19 protein-coding genes are annotated in these 21517 nt (G+C 46.6%); 4 read left to right on the forward strand and 15 right to left on the reverse strand.

The annotated features are described in order from the left end of the window. Window positions 1-13: 13 nt before the first annotated feature. From der to Q7V32_RS10235, 15 genes are all read right to left on the reverse strand, one after another. Window positions 14-1432: a ribosome biogenesis GTPase Der gene (der, locus tag Q7V32_RS10165; protein WP_304896866.1), complete on the reverse strand. Its 1419-nt coding sequence runs from the start codon at window positions 1430-1432 to the stop codon at window positions 14-16. A gap of 2 nt (window positions 1433-1434) precedes the next feature. Next, window positions 1435-2616 carry an outer membrane protein assembly factor BamB gene (gene bamB, locus Q7V32_RS10170; protein ID WP_304896867.1) on the reverse strand — a complete coding sequence of 394 codons (1182 nt, stop codon included), beginning with the start codon at window positions 2614-2616 and terminating at the stop codon, window positions 1435-1437. After that, entirely contained in the window at window positions 2616-3263 is a 648-nt protein-coding gene (locus tag Q7V32_RS10175; RefSeq protein ID WP_304896868.1) for a tetratricopeptide repeat protein, read from the reverse strand. The genes bamB and Q7V32_RS10175 overlap by 1 nt, the downstream gene beginning before the upstream one ends. Window positions 3264-3375: 112 nt before the next feature. Further along, window positions 3376-4656 (reverse strand): histidine--tRNA ligase, encoded by a 1281-nt coding sequence (gene hisS / locus Q7V32_RS10180; RefSeq protein WP_304896869.1) that lies wholly within the window; start codon window positions 4654-4656, stop codon window positions 3376-3378. 7 nt (window positions 4657-4663) lie between these two features. Beyond that, window positions 4664-5380: a type IV pilus biogenesis/stability protein PilW gene (pilW, locus tag Q7V32_RS10185; protein ID WP_304896870.1), complete on the reverse strand. Its 717-nt coding sequence runs from the start codon at window positions 5378-5380 to the stop codon at window positions 4664-4666. A 40-nt stretch (window positions 5381-5420) separates the two neighbouring features. After that, window positions 5421-6533, reverse strand: coding sequence for a 23S rRNA (adenine(2503)-C(2))-methyltransferase RlmN (rlmN, locus tag Q7V32_RS10190; RefSeq protein ID WP_304896871.1), 1113 nt, complete (start codon window positions 6531-6533; stop codon window positions 5421-5423). Next, a complete protein-coding gene (ndk, locus tag Q7V32_RS10195; RefSeq protein ID WP_159657986.1) occupies window positions 6508-6939 on the reverse strand; it encodes a nucleoside-diphosphate kinase in 432 nt (143 codons plus the stop codon). The genes rlmN and ndk overlap by 26 nt, the downstream gene beginning before the upstream one ends. Before the next feature lie 284 nt (window positions 6940-7223). Next, the gene (secF, locus tag Q7V32_RS10200) at window positions 7224-8150 is read right to left on the reverse strand and encodes a protein translocase subunit SecF (protein WP_304896872.1); all 927 of its coding nucleotides are present in this window, start codon (window positions 8148-8150) and stop codon (window positions 7224-7226) included. 21 nt (window positions 8151-8171) lie between these two features. Next, complete coding sequence (secD, locus tag Q7V32_RS10205) at window positions 8172-10016, reverse strand: protein translocase subunit SecD (protein WP_304896873.1); 1845 nt, start codon at window positions 10014-10016, stop codon at window positions 8172-8174. A gap of 78 nt (window positions 10017-10094) precedes the next feature. Beyond that, window positions 10095-10442, reverse strand: coding sequence for a preprotein translocase subunit YajC (gene yajC / locus Q7V32_RS10210; protein ID WP_304896874.1), 348 nt, complete (start codon window positions 10440-10442; stop codon window positions 10095-10097). Between the two features lie 44 nt (window positions 10443-10486). Beyond that, window positions 10487-11602 carry a tRNA guanosine(34) transglycosylase Tgt gene (tgt, locus tag Q7V32_RS10215; protein ID WP_304896875.1) on the reverse strand — a complete coding sequence of 372 codons (1116 nt, stop codon included), beginning with the start codon at window positions 11600-11602 and terminating at the stop codon, window positions 10487-10489. A 179-nt stretch (window positions 11603-11781) separates the two neighbouring features. Further along, window positions 11782-12759 carry an alpha/beta hydrolase gene (locus tag Q7V32_RS10220; protein WP_304896876.1) on the reverse strand — a complete coding sequence of 326 codons (978 nt, stop codon included), beginning with the start codon at window positions 12757-12759 and terminating at the stop codon, window positions 11782-11784. Window positions 12760-12934: 175 nt separating this feature from the next. Further along, window positions 12935-14647, reverse strand: a complete 1713-nt coding sequence (locus tag Q7V32_RS10225; protein WP_304896877.1) for a diguanylate cyclase — start codon at window positions 14645-14647, stop codon at window positions 12935-12937. Then, window positions 14647-15360, reverse strand: coding sequence for a copper resistance protein B (locus tag Q7V32_RS10230; RefSeq protein ID WP_304896878.1), 714 nt, complete (start codon window positions 15358-15360; stop codon window positions 14647-14649). Before Q7V32_RS10230 ends, Q7V32_RS10225 begins: the two co-directional genes overlap by 1 nt. Beyond that, entirely contained in the window at window positions 15357-17183 is a 1827-nt protein-coding gene (locus Q7V32_RS10235; RefSeq protein ID WP_304896879.1) for a copper resistance system multicopper oxidase, read from the reverse strand. Before Q7V32_RS10235 ends, Q7V32_RS10230 begins: the two co-directional genes overlap by 4 nt. 837 nt (window positions 17184-18020) lie before the next feature. Between Q7V32_RS10235 and Q7V32_RS10240 the strand changes: the two genes are divergently transcribed. The 4 genes from Q7V32_RS10240 (at window position 18021) to Q7V32_RS10255 (ending at window position 21517) form a co-directional block, all read left to right on the forward strand. Further along, window positions 18021-18296: a PepSY domain-containing protein gene (locus Q7V32_RS10240; RefSeq protein ID WP_304896880.1), complete on the forward strand. Its 276-nt coding sequence runs from the start codon at window positions 18021-18023 to the stop codon at window positions 18294-18296. Between the two features lie 595 nt (window positions 18297-18891). Then, window positions 18892-19662 carry a DUF3450 domain-containing protein gene (locus Q7V32_RS10245; protein WP_304896881.1) on the forward strand — a complete coding sequence of 257 codons (771 nt, stop codon included), beginning with the start codon at window positions 18892-18894 and terminating at the stop codon, window positions 19660-19662. After that, a complete protein-coding gene (locus Q7V32_RS10250; protein WP_304896882.1) occupies window positions 19659-20990 on the forward strand; it encodes a MotA/TolQ/ExbB proton channel family protein in 1332 nt (443 codons plus the stop codon). The genes Q7V32_RS10245 and Q7V32_RS10250 overlap by 4 nt, the downstream gene beginning before the upstream one ends. Before the next feature lie 2 nt (window positions 20991-20992). After that, window positions 20993-21517, forward strand: a complete 525-nt coding sequence (locus Q7V32_RS10255; RefSeq protein WP_304896883.1) for a MotA/TolQ/ExbB proton channel family protein — start codon at window positions 20993-20995, stop codon at window positions 21515-21517.

The following is a 21517-nucleotide window of genomic DNA, read 5'->3' on the forward strand; positions in this document are numbered from 1 at the left end:
GATTAAAGTTTATCTACCGAGCATCCTTGGAGGATTTCTTATCCTTTTTGTGGTGCCGCATCAAACGTTTTCGTTTTTCAATTTGCCGGTCCGAAAGTTTGTTTTTGATGCCCTGGAAAGGATTGGGCGGCGATTTGAATTCCAGACGAATCGGCGTGCCTTTTAACTTTAGCTGTTCACGGAAATAGTTCATTAAAAAGCGCTTGTAAGATCCCGGCAATGAATCTGTCTGCGTTCCGTGAATGATGATGATGGGAGGATTTCTTCCGCCTTGATGCGCATATTTAAGTTTTATGCGTCTACCGCTCACTAATGGCGGTTGATGTGTCGTTACTGCATCAATTAAAATCCGGCTCAACGTGGGCGTCGACATATCGATCATTGCCGCTTCGTAAAGCTCATGAACGACATCAAATAGTTTACCGACACCACTTCCGTGCAAAGCCGAAATAGGATGTTTCTGGGCAAAGTCAAGAAAAGACAGCTTGATATCCAGTTGCCGTCTGACCGTTACCTTTTGTTCTGACGTCAATCCGTCCCATTTATTCAAACCGATAATCAGTGCTCGACCCGCCTCTAAAATCAACCCCAAAAGATGCGCATCCTGATCAGTCACGCCTTCGCTGGCATCGATCAGGTAAATAACCACATTTGCTTTTTCTATGGCCTGCAATGACTTGATGACACTGAATTTCTCGACCGTCTCCGAGACTTTGGCCCTGCGCCGCATGCCTGCAGTATCTATCAGGGTGAACTCGCGGCCGTTGCGTTCAAACGGTATATAGATGCTGTCCCGCGTAGTACCCGGCTCATCAAATACCACCACGCGTTCTTCGCCCAGAATTCGGTTGACCAGTGTCGATTTCCCTACATTAGGACGGCCAACAATCGCGATACCTATGCCTCCGGCACTGACACCCTCGCCTTCCAAAGGCTCAGTCTCCGGTAATAATTCATCGACTTTTTCCAGCAATTCACTGACACCGCGTCCATGTGCTGCGGCGATTTTGAAAGGCTCGCCCAAAGCCAAGGCATGAAAATCGGAAATGGCGTTATCGGCATGAATTCCGTCGACTTTATTGGCAACCAGAATGATCGGTTTATCCAATTTACGAAGCGAATCGGCTATCACTCGATCCGTGGCGCTAAGTCCTTCTCTGGCATCGACAATAAAGAACACCACATCGGCTTCATTCAAAGCCACATCAACCTGTTTTTTGGCAAGACTCTCTATGCCTTCAGCCTCATCCGGAATACCTCCAGTATCGACCACCAGGCAATCGCGCTCTCCACGCTTGACCCGGCCATACTGTCTATCGCGGGTAAGGCCCGGATAATCGGCAACCAGCGCTTCACGGCTGCGAGTCAGATAATTAAATAATGTAGATTTCCCAACATTGGGGCGCCCGACCAGGGCAATTACAGGTAACATGATTATAAAGTTTTCGCCTTGAGTGCGGCCAGAGTGCCGTCTTTTGCATACACATAAATGACATCATCAACCACAATCGGCTGCGCATCAATCGGTTCGTCAGTGATTCTGATTCTTGCCAGCTGCCTGCCATCGGTTTTAGAAAGCCAATGAACATAGCCTTCAAAATCACCTACCACGACATAATTTTCCAGGACAGCAGGTGCGGTTAATTTGCGCTGATGTAGATCGCTTTGCTTCCACAACGAAGCCCCGTTTCGCTGATCAAGCTGCCAAATATCACTGTTGACATCGGTTACATAAAGATAACGCCAGTCAGATCCCATTCCCCGGTAAGAGGAAATATCGGGATTTCGCCAAATAACTTCACCTTGTTGCTCAATCACTGCGCTGGTTCCCCCTTTGTAGCTTGCCACGTAAATGGTGCCGTCAATAACCAGGGGATCGGCGGATAAATCGACCAATCGCTCAATTTCCGAACGCCCGCCCGGTATCGCAATACTGGCATCCCAGACATGCTTGCCATCGTTTAGACGCAAGGAAACCAGCTTGCCATTCGCAAAACCGCAAATGACATTATTATTCACTACAACCGGATTCCCTGTGCCTCGAATGCTGAGCGCCGGCATAATCAGTTCGTAATCCCACAAAAGTCGTCCGGTAGACTCATCCAGCGCTATGACTTTTCCATCCGTCGTTCTGATTATCACAACGCCTTGTGCAATAACGGGCACCGCCGCCACTTCACTGGATACGGGAAAGTTCCATAGTTCTTCACCATTCCAGGCATTCAAAGCCAACACCCTGGCATCACTGGTGCCAAACACCACAGTTCCAGTGCTTACCCCCGGACCGCTTGAAAAAGGCATTTCAAGATCGGCATCCCAAACAGAATCGCCGCTGAGCAATTCAAACGCTTCCACTTCGCCTTCCATATCACCGGCAAAGATCCTGCCATCTTTAATGGCCGGCGCCAGCTTGAGAAAGTAATCTTTTGAGCCAACGCCAACACGCTCTTTCCAAAGCACTTCAATCTCGATTTCGGCGTTATAGTCCTGCAATTCATGAGGCGGATCCGTGTTATCCTCACCGCCTGTAAAATAATCGGTGATTCCGCTCAACGAATCCAGCGCAGTACATCCGTTTAGAGTCAGAGCGATCAGAACAATTAGAAAATGCTTCATTAAGGCTGGCTGGTTACGATGGCGGCTTCAGTTAAATCATCCAGTTTAAATCCCAATAGCGGCGATTTATGTCCACTTCTTAGCGACGATTGATAAGCTGACCTCGCTTCATCCAATCGATCCAAAGCCACATACAAATCGCCTTTCAACTCGTCATAACTTCCGGAAAAGCTGCTCATTGATTTGGGCGTCACATCGGCAATCACTTGCAAGCCTTGTTCATATTCGCCTTTAGCCAGCATGACGCGAACCAGATTCAGTCTGGCTACATGTGCTAGTTGCTCATCGGCTGAACTGACTACAGCTTGCAATACAGACTTTGCCTCATCCAGTTGACCTTGTTCGACTTTGATTTTGGCAAGCGTTAAGCCTGAGAAAGTTGCGTAGGGCGTTCCTTTGAACTGATCTCTGATTAATTGAGCAATTTTTTCAGCCGATTCGGTTTTTTCTTCCTTGATGGCCACCAGCAGTGATTCATATTGGACTGAAGCCTGCAAAGCCTGATCCTGCTTGTAATTTTGCCAGAAATTCCAGCCGAGTATCAAGGCAATGCCAATCACAATACCTGTTATGGTTGATTGGCCGTTTTCTGTCCACCAGCGCTTTGCAGCTGCGAGGCGTTCTTCTTCTGTTTCGTAGATTTCCATGATGAGTCTTTATGGGTTAGGTTTTAAAGATACTTAATGGGTAAGGTGATTTTTTTATTGAAAGGTCTATAACTGTCTAGAGATCCAGTGTGCACTTTAAGGACGCTCTAATCTAAGCCTTTTCCAGCTTAGTTTTGAAAAATTTGACTGCCTCGGCTAAAGACAGACTTTGCTGTTCGCCATCCTCTCTCAGAGACTTGATAGCCACCACGCCGCTTTCGGCTTCTACATCGCCAAAAATCAACGCAAATGCGGCTCCGGATTTATCCGCTTTTTTAAATTGGCTTTTAAAACTGCCGCCACCGCAATTGACCTGCAACCTGAGGTGGGGCATCTCATTTCTGATCTGTTCGGCAAATTGCATACCCACCGCTTCAGCCTTATCTCCGACCCGAATCATGTAAGCATCCAATGACGGCAAAACAGGAGGCTGAGGCAATGTTTCAAGCAGTGCTAGCAGGCGTTCCATTCCCATCGCAAAACCCACAGCATAATTGGCTTTACCGCCTAACTGCTCAATCAGGCTATCGTAACGGCCACCGGCGCAAATGGTTCCCTGGGCGCCAAGTTCATCCGTGACCCATTCAAAAACAGTTTTGCTGTAATAATCCAGTCCGCGTACCAATCGTGTATTCAGTACATAGGGAATATCCAGGCTATCTAACAGACCGGTGAAACCCTTGAAATGTGCCTTGCTGTCCTCGCCCAAGTAATCCATCAATTCAGGCGCTTTTGCTACTAAACTGCGCATGTCAGGATTTTTGGTATCCAGAATTCTAAGCGGATTGGTATTAAGTCTGCGATGACTGTCCTCATCCAGCTTATCCAGATGCTGACTGAAATAGTCCACCAGCGCAGCCCGATATACGGTGCGCTCATCAATAGTGCCTAACGAATTAATTTCGAGCTGAACTTTAGCGGTAATACCTAATTTTTGCCATAAGCGATAGGTCAGCAGGATCAATTCTGCATCAATATCCGGACCCGCCATACCATAGGCTTCAATGCCAAGCTGGTAAAACTGCCGGTAGCGGCCTTTTTGAGGACGCTCATGCCTGAACATCGGGCCGTAATACCATAAGCGGTGAATCTGATTATGCAATAAACCGTGTTCCAGTGCCGCACGCAAACAGCCGGCGGTGCCTTCAGGGCGTAAAGTCAATGAATCGCCATTGCGATCATCAAAGGTATACATTTCCTTTTCGACGATATCGGTCACTTCGCCGATGGATCGCTTAAATAAATCGGTCTTTTCAACTATCGGCAATCTGATTTCATCATAACCATAAGCCGCCATCACCTCTCTGATGAGGTTTTCCGCATAATGCCATAGGGGCGATTGATCCGGCAGAATGTCATGCATCCCGCGGATGGCTTGAATTTTATTTACCATGTCTTAATTAGTGTGCTGTTTGGTCAGTGATGAGTTTTTTGGCTTCATCTGACAAGGGAAATTTATCGAATAATAGTTTTTTTAAATCATTTGCCGCAGCCACATTACCTAATGCTCTTTCGGTTTGGTAGGCATACCATAATGATTCCGATGAATGCTGGCTGGTCGCTAGATAGCGTTCCATGAAACCTTTAGCCGCCCAGTAATCACCTTTGTTGTAACTCAGCTTTTGCATTTCAAGTAAAACCGGTGCGTAATTGGACTGATACTGCATCGCTTGCCTGAAATAGGCTTCTGCCTCAAATAAATTACCTTTCTCACTCTCGCAGCGCCCGGCATTGGTTAATGCCAGCCACAGCCTGTCGTTGAGTGGATTGGCGAGCGCGTCTTTAAGATAAGACATACCCTTGTCATACTTTCCCCGCTCGCAAAGAAAACGACCGTAGTTGTTAAGTGCGCTCAAATCACCGGAATCAATGTCCAGCGCGTCTTCGTAATGCTCTTCCGCTTCATCGTATTGTTTGAGACGCTCTGACAATACAGCCAGCGCATTATGAGCCTCGGCGTTATGAGAATCGAGCTTCAAGGCTTTTTTCAGGTTTAATTTTGCTTCGCTCAAGCGACCCAGATTCAGATAACGCAAACCCAATTGCAGATGAATGGCTGATGCTTCTTCCTTGCTACGTTCAGGCCCGGACGTACTGCAGGCACTTAACGTGAGCATCAAAAGCCAGCCAGCCGCATATAAAGCGTGCCCGTTCAACCTATGCCGCACGTTCTGAACCTTTCATGGCCAGCTTTAAATGTCTTCGCGTTTTATCCGCTACCCGGCCAACCAACTGGCCGCAAGCCGCATCAATATCTTCACCACGCGTTCTTCTTATGGTGGTCACCATGCCTGCGTTATGCAACACGGCACGAAACCGGTCTATCACTTCAGCACTGGAACATTCATAACGTGAATTCGGAAACGGGTTAAAAGGGATCAGATTAATCTTGGAAGGCACGGTCTTGAGTAATTTGATCATCGCCCGTGCATCTTCAACCGAATCGTTAATCCCTGCCAGCATCACATATTCGAACGTGATCCGCCGCCGCGGCGCCAGCTTGACATTATCGCGGCATGCTTCCAGCAGTTCTTTGAGCGGGTATTTTTTATTGATCGGTACCAGCTCATCCCTCAATTGATCGTTCACCGCGTGAAGAGATACCGCGACACTGACATCACATTCCTGGGTCAGACGATACATCGCCGGCACGATTCCCGAAGTGCTGATCGTCACACGCCGCTTGGACAAGCCATAGGCAAAATCATCCATCATCAAGCGCATGGCCCGGACGACATTGTCGAAGTTGAGCAAGGGTTCGCCCATACCCATCATCACCACATTGGTAATTCTGTTCTCCAGGCCCAAACGTTTTTGCGCAAAATACAATTGCCCGACAATTTCCGAGGTACTCAGATTCCGGTTAAATCCCTGCTGAGCGGTTGAGCAAAACGTGCAGGCCAATGCGCAGCCAATTTGCGATGACACACACAGAGTGCCGCGACTTTCCTCGGGAATAAACACCGTTTCAATGCGGTTGCCGCAAGCCGTCTGCAGCGCCCATTTACAGGTACCGTCAGTTGCAACTTGCTCGACGACGCACTCAGGAGGTGACAGGGTGCAATTTTCTTTCAAGTAAGTGCGTAATGACTTACTGAAATTGGTCATTTCATCAAAATCATCAACACCTTCCTGATAAATCCATTTCATCAACTGGGTAGCCCGGAAGGCTTTTTCTCCGATTTCGACAAAAAAAGCCTCCAGGCTCTTTCTGTCAAAATCGAGCAGATTGATGCTTTTAGGCTTATCGGGTGCGATTACAGAGTTCATCAGCAGAGAAAAAGAAAGCAATTTCTTCTTTGGCAGTTTCAGGCGCATCCGAACCGTGTACCGCATTTTCATCGATACTATCCGCAAAATCAGCGCGAATAGTGCCAGGCGCTGCATCTTTAGGGTTGGTTGCCCCCATCAGATCACGGTTTTTAAGAACCGCGTTTTCGCCTTCCAATACTTGGACCACAACCGGACCTGAAATCATAAATGAAACCAGATCGTTAAAAAATGGACGCTCTTTGTGAACGGCATAAAAGCCTTCGGCCTGCTCACGCGTTAAATGCAACATCTTTGAACCGACGATTCTCAGACCGTTTTTTTCAAAGCGGCTGACTATTTCTCCGATTACATTTTTTGCAACTGCATCAGGCTTAATGATTGAAAAAGTACGCTCGACTGCCATTCTGTATAAACTCCCGTTTAGTTAGTGTGTTAAATTGTATTTGCTCACCCCTTCATTTATTGGGTGTAGGTGGTTGATTAAGGCTTCTGAAACAGGGATGTTACGATAGCTACGGGACATATTGATGCGTCCTTTTAAATCAAGCACCTACGCCCACAATTCAAAGGAGGCGAGTAGTTACGTTAAATTTTAGTATTTAATTTTTCGATTATATATGAGCAGACGGTTTCATAAGAATTAATCTGCTCGTGCACGATTTATAAAAAAGCCTCAACAGTTAGTTATCAAGGCATATTATCGATATCAACGCCCTCTTTAACCGGCTCCATCAAATCTTCCTGAGTCACACCCATCGATAAAACAATCGCACTGGCTATGAATATGGACGAATAAGTTCCGACCGTAATCCCCACCAACAGGGTAAGCGCAAAATTATGTATGGTTTGACCACCCAAAACGGCTAAGGCGACGACGACAATAATGGTCGTGAATGAAGTCATCAAGGTTCGGCTTAATGTTTCATTGATTGAAGTGTTAATTATGGTTATCGATTCTTCCTTTCTGAGCATTTTGAAATTGTCTCGAATACGATCAAATACCACAATCGTATCGTTGATCGAATAACCAACCACGGCCAAAACCGCTGCAAGGACCGTCAAATCAAATTCCAAGCCGAGTAATGAAAAGAAACCCATGGTTATGATGACATCATGAATCAATGCCACAACCGAACCCACAGAAAACTTGTACTCAAATCGCCAGGCCACATAAATCAGAATACCGAACATGGCGTAAAGCAGCGCAAGTCCGCCATCTTCTGCCAATTCGTCACCCACTTGTGGACCGACAAATTCAACTCGGCGCAATTCAGCCCGCTCTGAGGTTTTTTTATTGATTACTTCTAAAACTTTATTGCTAAGCTCGGAACTGCTGAGGCTTTCCTGTGGTTTTAAACGGATCAATACATCTTTGGTACTACCAAAATGTTGCACCAACGCATCACTGAAACCGCCTTCACCTAAGGCATTTCTAATGACGGACAAATCGGCGGATTCCTTGTAGCCGACTTCAACGAGCGTACCGCCTGTAAAATCAATACCCATTTGCAGCCCTTGAGTTGCAAGCGAAATGATTGAAATCAGCACTAACAGTCCTGAGACTATATAAGCCAGCTTACGCTTTCCTAAAAAATCGATATCTTTTATTAACATGAACTATTCCTCGTTCCCAGCCTAAATAGACAATTTTTCGACGCGACGATTACCGTATATCCAGTTGATGAGCATGCGCGATCCCAATATGGCGGTAAACATGGACGATAAAATCCCGATAGACAGCGTGACAGCAAACCCTTTTACCGGCCCGGTACCAAAACCAAATAAAACCAGCGCCACTAGTAATGTAGTGATGTTCGAATCGAAAATGGTACCGAACGCTTTTTCGTATCCTGCGAAAATACTGGCTTGAGGCGTGTTGCCATTATTGATTTCCTCTCGGATCCGCTCATTAATCAGTACGTTGGCATCCACCGCCATACCGATGGTTAACACGATACCGGCAATACCCGGCAAGGTCAGCGTTGCCTGTAACAGCGAGAGCAAGGAAATGATCAATACCAGATTGAACGTCAGTGCAAAATTGGCAACCAAACCGAATATCTTGTAGTAAAACGCCATAAAGATCATTACGATCACAAAGCCGACGATAACGGAATTCATGCCTTGATCGATATTGTCCTGACCCAAACTTGGCCCGATGGTCCGCTCTTCAATGATATCCACCGGGGCTGCCAGAGCGCCGGCGCGTAATAACAAGGCCAGGTTTCTGGCTTCCTGAGGATTATCCAGGCCGGTTGTCTGGAACCGTTTACTGAACGCGTCCCGAATGGTGGCAACACTGATCACCTTTTCGACTTTTTCTTTGGTACGCAGTTTTTCGCCGTTAACTTCCCGTGTTTTTATTTTGTATTCAATAAATACAACGGCCATGGGCTTGCCGATACTCTCTTGAGTAACTTTGCCCATTTTCTTGGCGCCCACACCATTGAGGGTGATGAAAACGGCCGGAGAATTATTTTGATCAAGTCCTGATGAAGCGTCGACAATCTGGTCTCCGGTCACGATGACCCGGCTATCCAGCAAGATGGGATTGCCATTTTTCTCATAATATAAACGGCTGCCGATAGGCACGCGCCCCTGAACCGCCTTTTGAACATCGTGCTCGACATCCACCAACCGGTATTCCAGCGTTGCCGTAGTACCCAAGATATCTTTGGCACGTGCGGTATCTTGAACACCCGGCAATTGCACCACGATACGGTTGTCACCCTGTTGTTGAATAACCGGTTCGGCAACACCCAGTTCATTAACCCGGTTACGTAATGTTGTGATGTTTTGAGTCAGCGCAAACTTTTTAATTTCCCTTTGTTCGACTTCAGGAATAGTTAAAATCAGTTCATTTAAATTTTCTACCGATTCAAACTTCAAGCTGGACAGGTCTTTGTCAATTGCCTGAGTTGCAGCTTCCACTTCTTCGGCCGACTTGAGCTGAACCTTGATTCTGTCTTTATCTCTGCCAACAGACACATAATGCACTTTAGCCGTTCTTAAGGCCGTGCGCACATCATCGGTATAGCGTTCCTGAGCTTGTTTGATTGCAGCTTCCATATCCACTTCAAGCAAAAAATGAACGCCGCCTCGTAAATCCAGACCCAGATACATGGGTTTGGCACCGAAGGCATTTAACCAGGCAGGCGTAGCTGGCGCCAAATTTAACGCAACCGTTACATTGTTACCCAGCTTATCGCGCAGAATATCAGCCGCTTTTAATTGGTCATTGGTATTTTCGAACCGCACCAGAGCCTGGCCGTTTTTATACTCGACCGATTTGCTATTTAAACCCGCTTGCTTCACATGGTCTTCTATTTGCTTGACTTGAGACTGCTCCAATGGGGTAGAACTCGATGAGACTTGAACCGAAGGATCGTCACCGTATAAATTGGGTAAAGCGTAGATTGAAGCAACGACGAGTATGATCAGGATCAGCCCGTTTTTCCATAATGGGAAATGATTTTGCATTTTATTATTCCAACGTAAACCGCGAACTAATGAGAGGCATAAACCCGCCTTCAATCACGCGTTAAAACAGGATTGAGCTCAGATTTTAGGTTTTTTTGCGACGGCTTTGTAAGTGCCTTTTGGCATCAAATTAGCTATAGCATGGCGCTGAACTTGTATAAACGTATCGTCACCCACTTCCAGTTTGACAAAATTGTCGTCCATGTCGGCAACTTTGCCTAAAATTCCACCATTAGTGACCACTTCAACGCCTTTGCTCAGCGACGCGATCATCTCTTTATGCTCTTTTGTGCGTTTGGACTGCGGACGCAGAAACAAAAAGTAAAAAAATACCAGAACGCCTAGCGGGAATATCAACCCTTCCAGACCGGGCTGCTGAGATGCCGGTGCAGCCTGAGCTAATGCGTCAGAAATAAAAAAACTCATGGTTAACCTCTGTCGTAGTTATTGTTATTTAAAAAATTTCGCCATTATGCCACAGAAGGAACACTTTTTCCTCGTTGTTGATAAAAAAGCTTGACATAAGCTTCCAGCGATTGACTTTCAATGGCTTCACGCAATTCCTGCATCAGTTGCAGGTAATAATGAAGATTATGAATTGTGTTGAGCCGTGCACCCAGCATTTCGCCGCACTTATCCAGATGCCTGAGATACGATCTTGAGTAATGTCGGCAGGTATAACAGTCACAGCTATCGTCAAGCGGACCGGTATCTAACTGATATTGACTGTTTCTGATACGGATGACACCCGACCGCGTAAATAAATGACCGTTCCGCGCATTTCGGGTCGGCATCACGCAATCAAACATATCCACTCCGCGCCTGACCGCCTCGACCAGATCCTCCGGCGTGCCAACGCCCATTAAATACCGCGGCTTCTCTGCGGGCATCATCGGTGCGACAACATCCAGAGCTGCCATCATTTCCTCTTTAGGTTCTCCCACAGAAAGTCCGCCAATGGCATAACCATCAAAGCCGATATCAATCAGGCCGGCGATCGATTCGCGCCGCAGATGCTCATACATTCCCCCCTGAACGATTCCGAACAGGGCGGACGGATTATCTCCGTGAGCGGCTTTGCTGCGTTTCGCCCAGCGCAATGACAACCGCATCGAGTCAGCGGCCTCATCTACAGTGGCAGGATAGGGGGTACATTCATCAAAAATCATCACAATATCAGAACCCAGGTGGCGCTGAACGGCCATGGATTCTTCAGGACCCATAAAGATTTTGCTGCCGTTGATGGGTGATTGGAATGTTACGCCTTGCTCGGTGATTTTTCGCAACGCGCCCAGACTGAATACCTGAAATCCGCCGGAATCCGTCAAAATCGGCTTTTCCCAGTGCATGAAATCATGCAGATCGCCATGGGCATTCATCACTTCAACACCGGGGCGCAGCATCAGATGAAAGGTATTTCCCAGAATAATTTGAGCGCCCAGATCGGTCAGTTCTTCCGGCGTCAGCGCTTTAACCGAACCATAAGTGCCGACCGGCATAAAAATGGGAGTTTCAACGACGCCTCTTTCGAAAATCAGCCGCCCGCGCCGCGCCATTCCATCTGTATTTAATAAATTGAATTGCACTGCAAAACAACCCGCTAAGTTTGAAAGTGGGCGATTATACAGGTTTACGTCAAATAGTTACCTTACTATACGCCCTTGAATCACCCAATGACCTCGGCTATAGTTTTTGATCGCGATAAATGCTTGTTATCAGAGCAAGCCAGTCGGTTGGATTATTCTGCGTATCGACCTAAAAAGGCTCAGACTAGTTTGAATTTGTTCGCATGCTGCACGTAGATTCTCGATGGAATGTTCTCGGAGCTTTCGCCCTTTAGTACTGCCACAATATCTTTAGCGACTTTATTGTCATCCACGTGATAAGAATGTTCGCTAATCCCTTTAACCACACCGCTCACATCCACAAGAACGACTTTGGCTGGCACCTGATGCGGCTTATTCGGCCCGTCATGTCCCAAGCGATCGGGATTACCCTTGGTGTGATCGCTGGTTTTAAGCGCCAAATCACCGCTGTTGAAATAAACGGTTATCCGCTGAGCCAGATCGGGCAAGCGCGCTAATTTGTGGTCAAATTCAAAGGTATCATTATCTTCATCAGCGGCTGTCAGCACGATGTTATCGAAGATACGCGACAAGGATTCGCCATTGGCGATTTTCTTTGCCTGTTGTAACGCATGCCGCAACACATAATTACCCATGCTGTGCGCGATCAGATTGATTTTTTGCTGGCATGCTTCTTTTTTTGGTGCGCCGTGTAAAAAGCTGGATAGTTTCATCAATCCACGGGCAAAGGCATAACCGGAAGCTTCGGCATCATGGCGATCATTAAAATATCGGGTTATTTTTCCATCCGAAGGCCAGGAAAATACGAAAATATTGGGTTGATAAGTATTGCCGGAAATTTTTAAGTAACGTTCGCCCATTTTGGCGGCGGATTCGACTGCCGCCTTAAATGAAACATTGAAGCCATGGATAAAAATCAGAGAATCGACAGAATCGGCTTTCATGCTTTGACGTAATTCATCGAATAAAGCCTCTGATCCCTGACTGGCATTATCCGGCAATATTTGAATCGATTTTGAATCCAGCTTGCCTTTTTTAACGTCAGCCTGTCCAAAACGAAGATCCCCTAATCCGGTATCAGAAAAACCCTTGCCAAAATCAGTCGGCGTTTGAGCATGGTTAGGGTTACGATTGGTTGCAAAATAGACGGTCGCCATAAAAGCCTCCACGGAAATTAATAGATAGAAACAGTGACAATAGTCAGCGTGTTGCCGCTTAACAATAACGTTATTTTAAAAAATCCGCCAGCCCTGCTGATCTAAACAAGCCTATCAACCTTAGGCGGCATACTTGAGTTTAAGTAATTGATTAAAAGATGGTTGTCCTTATTTCTCATTCCGAGCAAACCCGGTTTCGGCCTTGCTCTTTGGCCTTGTACATATATCGGTCGGCATCAGAAATCAAACTATCCAGGGTTTCATGATGGGTTCTCTGAACAACGCCGAAACTGGCGGTAAAGCTTAACTCGCCGCCTTCCGATGACACGCGAATATCGGCAATGATTTTGCGCAGGCGTTCCGCCAATGCCGTTGCTGCCTCAATATGCGTTTCAGGAAGCAACAGTAAAAACTCTTCGCCACCCCACCGGGCCAGAATATCCCCCTGCCTCGCCGACTTGGCAAGAATTTTTCCTGTTTCTACAAGAACATCATCACCTTTGCTATGGCCATACTGATCGTTAATCGATTTGAAATGATCGAGGTCAAAAATAATCAACGATATATTTCTATTGTTACGTAGCGCCGAACTCCAAATGGGCTGGTATTTTTCCAGTAATGCACGGCGATTATTAAGTCCGGTTAATGGATCACTGCCTGCGAGTTGTTCCGCCAGTATTCGCCTTACTTGATTCGCACGGAATTGATGCGCCAGCGCCAAGGCAAGCAAGGTCGCATCGGCAATCATACCGATCTCAACAGCCCGAAAAGTCCACTCATTAAAAGGGATGTAACCCAACACAGATAGCGACGTTACTGCCGTACCCATCATGGACGCGAGGGAGGCCATCAAAAAATAGCGGGCCAGAAGATAACCGGAATAGAGCGAAAGGACGCCCAGCGCCAGCATGACAATAGAAAAAATATTGATAAAAAAGAAGGCTAACAAAATGGCAAAATGCTGGCTGCCACTCAAAATAAAGGCCGCCATTAAACTAATGACGATTGCGCAGACCAGGTTGATAACTTGATGTGTCCTCGGAAAAAAGGACCGTGTCTCCAGAAAATTCAACGCAAATGCCAGGCCGCTTGCGCCAAAAAGCACCATAAAAACCGGAATGACCCATCGCTGCAACGTCACCTGTTCCGGCCATAACCAAACAAAACCATGACCTGTATAGGCGAGATTCATCAAAATAAACATCGTCAGGAAGGCTGCGTAATTCAGATAACGAACATTTCGCAGTCCGGCATATAGAAAAGTGTTGTAGGCCAATAAAGCCAGCAGATAACCATAGACCAATCCATAGCTGTAAGCCTGAACCAGATTCCTTTGTGAGGCCTCGGCGGGACTGAGCAGAAAAATTGGCATCACGATAGGATCGGCAGTTTCCACCCGCAAATAAATATCCGTAATACCTGTCTGAAAGTCATGATCAAACATGAAAAACCGCCCCGGTACAGGGCGCGCCGAATAAGGCTGGCTATCGCCCACGTGATAACTGATAAACTCATGTTCTCTGCTTAAAAAATAGACGTCGAGTTTATCCAGCCAGGAATTTTCAATTAAAAGCCGTCTCATCATTACCGAATTGGCTGAATTAGTCACCGGGAGATGAATCCATACCGGTTGGGTACCGATGCCAAAACTGATAACCGGACTACCGTTTACCGAAAATTCACCGGCCGTCCTGGCAATATCGGCTTCGCTAATCGTGAGCGGCACCCCTGTTTCTTTCATGAACGAGGCATACTCGCCAAGCGCTTGTTTAGGGTTATTTTCAGGCAGTGAAATCGGCGCGGCAATAACAAACACCGGCCAAAACAGCAGAAATATCACCGCCAGCTTAGCCGGTAACCGACGTCCCCGCCTGAGGCCAGCATTCATCAATACCAAACCCTCAAACCCAATACAAAACGCAGTGAATGCTGGTGCTCTAATAGTGACTCCTCTTCGACATAATCAAAACCCAGGTAGGGTGCAAATTCCCGCACAATTTCGTAGCGTAACCGGACACCGGTTTCAAATTCGGTAATACCGGATTGAACACCTCGGTTTTTAATGTCATCAGCAGCAATATTCACCCCCATCCTGGGTTGCAAAATCAAACGCTGAGTAAGCAGAAAGTCTTTTGCAAGACTCAATCGACCCAGCACATTTCCTTTTTCATTGATAAACATGGCACTGTCAACTTCGATAAAAAAAGGTGCCAGCCCCTGAAATCCGATGACCGCATCAAAGGTACGTTCGGGTTCAAATGCGCGCCTTGCCCCGATTTGGAAGTCCCAGAAAGTGGAAATGTTGCGGCTATAGAGCACTTGTAAATCAGCACGGCCAAAAATACCCTGGTCTCCCGAATAATCGCCTTCTGTTTTTATCCATAATTTATGCTCGTCATTGCCCACTCTATGCTGAATATCCCACTTGAACAATTGCAGCTTGCCATTGCTCTCATATTCCAGCCGTTCGGCTTTAAAGTGGTTAATCAACAGAGCTTCTTCCTCAGCCATAGCGATACTGATACCCAAAACAGCTGTCAGCACCCCAATAATAAAAATTCTGGCGGCAAAATTTGATGTGCTTGTCTGCATTACCGTCATGGCACCTGGGCCTCCGCGTGTTCCACCGTCAACTTACGAAACATGCCTGTGTCCATGTGATAGAGCAAATGACAGTGAAACGCCCAATCGCCCAGCGCGTCGGCAATGACGTCTACTTCAACGGTTTCGCCGGGCTTGACATTGATCACATGTTTTTTGGGAGTGTAATTGCCCTGTCCGTTAACCAGATATTGCCACAGTCCATGAATATGAATGGGGTGATTCATCATCGTCTCGTTAACATATTTAAAGCGGATCCGCTCGCCGAAGAGCACTTTGATCGGTTCCGCATCCTTGTACGCAATATCATCGAATGACCAGATGTACCGGAACATATTGCCGGTCAGACGCAGGGTAATTTCCCGGTCAGGCTCGCCCCACTCGGGATGAGGTGATACGGCTTTCAGATGTTCATACTTGAGTACATCTGTCGAAACAATCAACTCTGGCTGCTGGTGATTCATAGGCTGAAGATGCCCATTCATTGCATGACCGGCATGTTCATCAACTTTTTCAGAAATAGGCGTTTCGGTTTTATGCAGGTCATGGTTTTCTTCAGATGCATCGGCTTTAACCGGCATTTGATGATCGCCATGTTGGGTTGGTTCTCGCTGCATACTCCCCATATCGTGACCGGCATGTTCATCGATTTTTTCAGAGACAGGAGTTTCTGCTTGATGCAGGTCGTGTCTTTGTGAACGCTCAGCCCCATCTGCAGGCTGTTGATGATCGTTATGCCTGGCATGTTCGCCTCCCATATCAGCCAGCGTAAGCAAGGTCATGGGTCGTAACGCGGGGACTTCCGCTTGCAAAGCTTTATGCGGCGTCAGTGTCGCTCGCGCATAGCCGCTTCTGTCCATGGCTTCGGCAAATAGGGTATAGGCTTGATCAGGCTGAGGTTCTACCAGAACATTATAGGTTTCGGCCACAGCAATACGAAATTCATCTACATCGACCGGCGCCACTGCCTGACCATCGGCTTCGATCACGCGCATTTTTAAATGCGGAATGCGCACATCAAAATAAGTCATCGCCGACGCATTGATAAAGCGCAGCCGGATTTTCTCGCCCGGTTTGAATAAAGCGGTCCAGTTAGCTTCAGGTGTTTGACCGTTAATCAAAAACCGGTAAGTTGAGCCGTTTACATCGGCCAGATCGGTAGGATCCATACGCATCCACCCCCAGTCCCAGCGATCCGAGAGCGTTGCGCTCAGCCCTTTATTCTGGATGTCCCCAAAGAAAGTGGGCACAGTTCGTTTTTGGAAATTGTAATAATCACTCTGCTTTTTCAGCCTCGCCATCGTCCGATGCGGATCAGCTTGCGGCCAATCGGACAAAATGATCACGATATCGCGGTCAACCGGATGCAACTCTTTTGCAGGATCGACGATTAACGCTCCGTACAAGCCCATTTGTTCCTGCATGCCCGAGTGACCGTGATACCAGTAGGTGCCGCTTTGATTGACCGGGAACCGGTAGGTAAAAGTTTCGCCGGGTTTAATACCGGAAAAACTGATACCCGGCACGCCGTCCATTTGATAAGGAAGAATGATGCCGTGCCAATGCAGAGAGGTGGTTTCCTTCAAGCGGTTGGTTACATTTAATGTAATTGACTCGCCTTCTTGCCAATGCAAGGTCGGGGCAGGGAGTGAATCATCTGCCAAATAGGCCTTTTGGGTTTGACCTATGACATTGATGGCTTTTTCATCAATGACAAGGTTGTATTCACCGGCGAAAAGTACTCCGGGCTTAAATCCAATACCCGCAATGAACAGCAAACACAGTGTTTTGAATAGATAATGGCGCAGGATGACGTTAAGCATAGAGTTCCTGAATGGCAGCACATTGCTCGCGGGCGGCAGAAAATAAACGATGATAAGTAACTACACGCCCGCTTAAATTGCGGTCGTAGGTGCTGGATTTCAAAGGATGCATCAATACGCCCCTGTAGCTCTCTGCAACATCCTTGTTACCGAAGCCTTTTCAATCAACCACCTACACCCAATAAAAAATGGGAGAGAGGCTGGGGGACAGTTTTTAATAAATCCCCCCTCGATCCCCCTTTTTTAAAAGGGGGAAGCTTTTTGTAGCGATATCCTTAACTTAAACTTCATGAGCATTCTTAACAGTGGATGCGCAAACCCATCGATTTCTTAAAATATTCTGTGAATTAACACGAAATAAAACCGGCGGATTACATAGTTTAATTATGCGGTTCATGTTTCAAAAAAGGCGCCAAAAATTCTGACTATAAATTCCACCACGCGCCTGAAATACTTTTTTACTCCACTTCTATCCGGCTACGATTAAACATCGTTAAATCAAGTGCCTATATCGATCAATAAGACCGACATCACGTTATGAATCAGATTTAACCGTGAACTTTATAACCCTAATTAAATTGCTGGAATAAGTATTGCTAAGGTACTCGTCTTATTCAAAGACATCAAGCACCAATGAAAGCAACAGAAACTGGATTTTTACATACGCTTTTTCTTAACTATGCCTAGGAAGTTGGGACCTATATCAGTTTACGCTGACCTCGTGAGGATGATGTATGCGACATAGTCCAGGAATCATTTTTGCGCTTATCGCTATCGCCACAACTACAAAGTATTACTAATCCTCGTGCATTTTTGTTTTGCTCATAGCCTTAATCAGTGGCGCTATTTAGAGTTGCCCGACGTATTTCATTGGACAAGGCCGAAGCCATCGCTCAAACCCAATTCCCGAATGCAGAGCTTCGCTGGATTGAAACCCCCAATTCGCCCGAAGATACTTATAAAATATTTCTCTACCAAGACGGTGAGCCCAGCAAACGATTTCCTAAAACCATTGTTTGGATGGATCAATATGCCGGGGAATCCTTTATCAAATGGCTACACCCTTTACACAACGGCGAAATTGCAGGACTTACCCAGCAATTCTCAATTTGAAGGAGAAATGGGCTGGGGAAAGCTTTTTGAGGATGTCGGCAGCATGGATGCTGCTGCCAAGCCCCCATGGAACGGTTTACGGCGTTCCTCGAAAGGCTTTTCCCAGCCCAAAATGACGCTGAAAATATCAAACTGGGAATTACCGGTCGCATTATCATTTTTGTAAGCGACTTTATTCCTTTGGTATTGCATATGACAGGTAATCCGCTGGTTACAAAAACGTAAAGCCAAGTTATCCCGACCTATTCGAATAGGCCCATCCTAACGATCTAGAAGATGCTCCCATCTCCCCGTATGAAGAAATTACCCAGTTCAGGATACGGTAAAGCACCAGACAGGAATCCGTTAATGCGTCCCTGTAAACTTGATGGCGAGTATCTCTGTCGAAGACATTCGTCTGACATGCAACCCGAGCACTTCTATGAACATACACGTTCATAGTAAATGAGTTAGATATCTTTGCTTTAACCCTGAACAACTTTTTAAAATACTATAATATTGACTCAACTTTGCTCTTTTACAAATGACACTTGTTTGCATTTACCGCTGTGATAAAGTAGCACTGCCTTTTCATTATTATTTATCCGGAAATTTTATGCTTTTTTTGCGCCGATCCTTTATTGGCCTGGCTGGGCTCTTCAGCTTATCCGCTTCAACTGCTTTTGGTGATCCGTTAAACCAAGCGATTGATATTGATCTGACAACCAACAAAGCGGCTGTGAGCTCGCAAAAATCAATCGATGATGCTAGCGATCAAACTCAAAAAATGCTGGAGGAATACCGTTCAGCGACCCGACACGCGGAAACGCTGCAAACCTATAATGCTCATTTGAAGGAACTGCTTAATTCTCAACTGGCCGAAAAAGCCTCCATGCAGACTCAGTTGGCTCAAATCGAGGTGACCGAAAGAGAAATTGTGCCTTTGATTCTGAAAATGATGACCAGCCTGGAGCAATTTATCCAATTGGATCTGCCTTTTTTGCCGGAGGAACGGCAAGAACGGCTAACCCAGTTAAAACTGCTGGTTAACCGGGCCGATGTGACCGAAGCAGAAAAATTCCGCCGTATCCTAGAAGCCTTTCAGGTAGAAAACGATTACGGCAACACGATTGAAGCCTACCGGGCGGATATTGATTTAAACGGCACGACCAGTTCCGTGGATTTTTTACGTCTGGGCCGGGTAGCCCTTTATTATCAACGTTTGGATGGCAGCGAAAGCGGTTTTTGGAATAAAGAAAAAAAGCAGTGGGAAACGCTGTCCTCCAGTTATCGAACGACCCTTCGCAATGGCTTACGCATCGCCCGTAAAGAAACGGCACCGGATATGTTAAAGCTCCCTGTCGCAGCCCCGGAGACAGTACAATGAATAAATTACTGATTATTTTGCTGGCTATTTTTTCCGTTTCTACTGTTTCAGCGGATCCAGTTGCATTGGATCAACTCCTGAACGAAGTCAAACGCAATCAAGGCATCGAAGGAAAAATCAACCAGGAACGCGAAGCCCGGTTTTTAGCTGAAAAAGCCAAACAACAATCATTGCTGGCTGGCGCTCGCGCTGACCTGAGCGCACAAGAACGCTTAAGCGCGCAGCTTAAACAACAGCTGGAAGCCAATGAACAGGCTTTGAATCAACTGCAGACCGAATTGGACAATCGTAGCGGTATATTGAAGGAATTATCGGGCGTTGCCAAACAAGCGGCCGGCGATCTTAAAGCTGATTTTGAAAACTCGTTGATCTCGGCTCAATATCCAGGCCGAACAGAAAAATTGGCGGAGATGGCCACCGGTAAAGCGTTGCCAAGCTTGGAGCAACTGGAATCTTTATGGTTTTTTCTGCAACAGGAAATGACCGAGTCCGGAAAAGTCGTCAGATTCAATAAAACCATCCTGACCGGTTCCGGAGACCCCCGAGAAGCGCAAGTAGTGCGTATCGGCAGCTTTAATGCAGTCTCTGATGGCCAGTATTTACGCTATCTGCCTGAGACCGGAAAACTGGCAGAATTGGCCCGTCAACCCGATGGCGAATATACGAATCTGGCTGAAGATTTTGCTAATGCCAAAAGCGGAGAAATCGCTGATATTGGCATTGATCCCACGCGCGGCGTCATCTTGAGCTTACTGATTCAGACCCCGAATCTGTTTGAGCGCATAGATCAAGGCGGCGCTGTCGGTTATGTAACCATTATTTTGGGTCTTTTCGGTTTGATTTATGCGATATACAGACTAATTTTTCTGTCCAAAACCGATATTGCCGTTAACGCGCAAGTTAACGATAAAACCATTTCTGAGGAAAATCCGCTGGGACGAATTATTGCGGCAGCTGAATTGAATCATGCTGTCGATGTTGATACGCTTCAGTTAATCATCGATGAAGCCATTACCCGTGAAGTCCCGGTTTTGGAAAAAGGCTTGTCGATGATCAAACTTCTCGCCGCGGTGGCGCCTTTGCTTGGCTTATTGGGTACCGTTACCGGCATGATTTCCACCTTCCAATCCATTAGCCTGTTCGGCACAGGCGATCCCAAATTGATGGCCAGCGGCATCTCGCAAGCTTTGGTCACAACCATGATCGGCTTGTGTGTGGCTGTGCCTTTGTTATTCCTGCACAGTTTAATGGCTTATCGCAGCCGTTCGCTGATCCAGATTCTGGACGAGCAAAGTGCCGGAATTATCAGTCGCAGAGCAGGCAAGTAGTAATGGATGCTTTATTCACGGCTTTCGAATCGATAGGCATTTTCCTGGACAGCGGAGGAACCGTATTAAAAGTCATACTGTTTGTTTCGATTGTTTTGTGGTGCGCCATCGCGGAACGGCTGTACTATTTTAAATTTGATTATCCGGCATTACGTGAACAATGGTTCCAACAATGGCAAGAACGTACCCACAAGCATTCACCCCATTCATTGGCTATCCGCAACCTGATTATTTCAGAAGCAAAATTGTCGATGAGTAAACGTGTTCCTCTGATAAAAATGCTGGTGGGTTTGTGCCCGTTATTGGGTTTATTAGGAACTGTTACGGGTATGATCCATGTGTTCGATATTATGGCCGTTACCGGAACCGGTAATGCGAGAGCAATGGCCTCGGGTATTTCGATGGCAACGATGCCCACCATGGCGGGTATGTTGATTGCCATTGCAGGACTTTATTTCCACAAAGTCATTGAAGAACGTGTCAGCGATGAAACCCATCACCTGGCCGATTTATTAAACTATCAATAA

Source organism: Methylicorpusculum sp. (assembly GCF_030651835.1).
Taxonomy (GTDB): Bacteria; Pseudomonadota; Gammaproteobacteria; order Methylococcales; family Methylomonadaceae; genus Methylicorpusculum.

Bases quoted from the DNA above. Each gene is read 5' to 3' on its own strand.
- Q7V32_RS10235 (WP_304896879.1), bottom strand. From the start codon at position 17,183: ATGCTTAACGTCATCCTGCGCCATTATCTATTCAAAACACTGTGTTTG.
- secF (WP_304896872.1), bottom strand. From the start codon at position 8,150: ATGTTAATAAAAGATATCGATTTTTTAGGAAAGCGTAAGCTGGCTTAT.
- Q7V32_RS10230 (WP_304896878.1), bottom strand. From the start codon at position 15,360: ATGACGGTAATGCAGACAAGCACATCAAATTTTGCCGCCAGAATTTTT.
- rlmN (WP_304896871.1), bottom strand. From the start codon at position 6,533: ATGAACTCTGTAATCGCACCCGATAAGCCTAAAAGCATCAATCTGCTC.
- Q7V32_RS10255 (WP_304896883.1), top strand. From the start codon at position 20,993: ATGGATGCTTTATTCACGGCTTTCGAATCGATAGGCATTTTCCTGGAC.
- Q7V32_RS10175 (WP_304896868.1), bottom strand. From the start codon at position 3,263: ATGGAAATCTACGAAACAGAAGAAGAACGCCTCGCAGCTGCAAAGCGC.
- ndk (WP_159657986.1), bottom strand. From the start codon at position 6,939: ATGGCAGTCGAGCGTACTTTTTCAATCATTAAGCCTGATGCAGTTGCA.
- secD (WP_304896873.1), bottom strand. From the start codon at position 10,016: ATGCAAAATCATTTCCCATTATGGAAAAACGGGCTGATCCTGATCATA.
- pilW (WP_304896870.1), bottom strand. From the start codon at position 5,380: ATGCTCACGTTAAGTGCCTGCAGTACGTCCGGGCCTGAACGTAGCAAG.
- bamB (WP_304896867.1), bottom strand. From the start codon at position 2,616: ATGAAGCATTTTCTAATTGTTCTGATCGCTCTGACTCTAAACGGATGT.
- Q7V32_RS10220 (WP_304896876.1), bottom strand. From the start codon at position 12,759: ATGGCGACCGTCTATTTTGCAACCAATCGTAACCCTAACCATGCTCAA.
- Q7V32_RS10250 (WP_304896882.1), top strand. From the start codon at position 19,659: ATGAATAAATTACTGATTATTTTGCTGGCTATTTTTTCCGTTTCTACT.
- Q7V32_RS10245 (WP_304896881.1), top strand. From the start codon at position 18,892: ATGCTTTTTTTGCGCCGATCCTTTATTGGCCTGGCTGGGCTCTTCAGC.
- der (WP_304896866.1), bottom strand. From the start codon at position 1,432: ATGTTACCTGTAATTGCCCTGGTCGGGCGCCCCAATGTTGGGAAATCT.
- yajC (WP_304896874.1), bottom strand. From the start codon at position 10,442: ATGAGTTTTTTTATTTCTGACGCATTAGCTCAGGCTGCACCGGCATCT.
- Q7V32_RS10225 (WP_304896877.1), bottom strand. From the start codon at position 14,647: ATGAATGCTGGCCTCAGGCGGGGACGTCGGTTACCGGCTAAGCTGGCG.
- hisS (WP_304896869.1), bottom strand. From the start codon at position 4,656: ATGGTAAATAAAATTCAAGCCATCCGCGGGATGCATGACATTCTGCCG.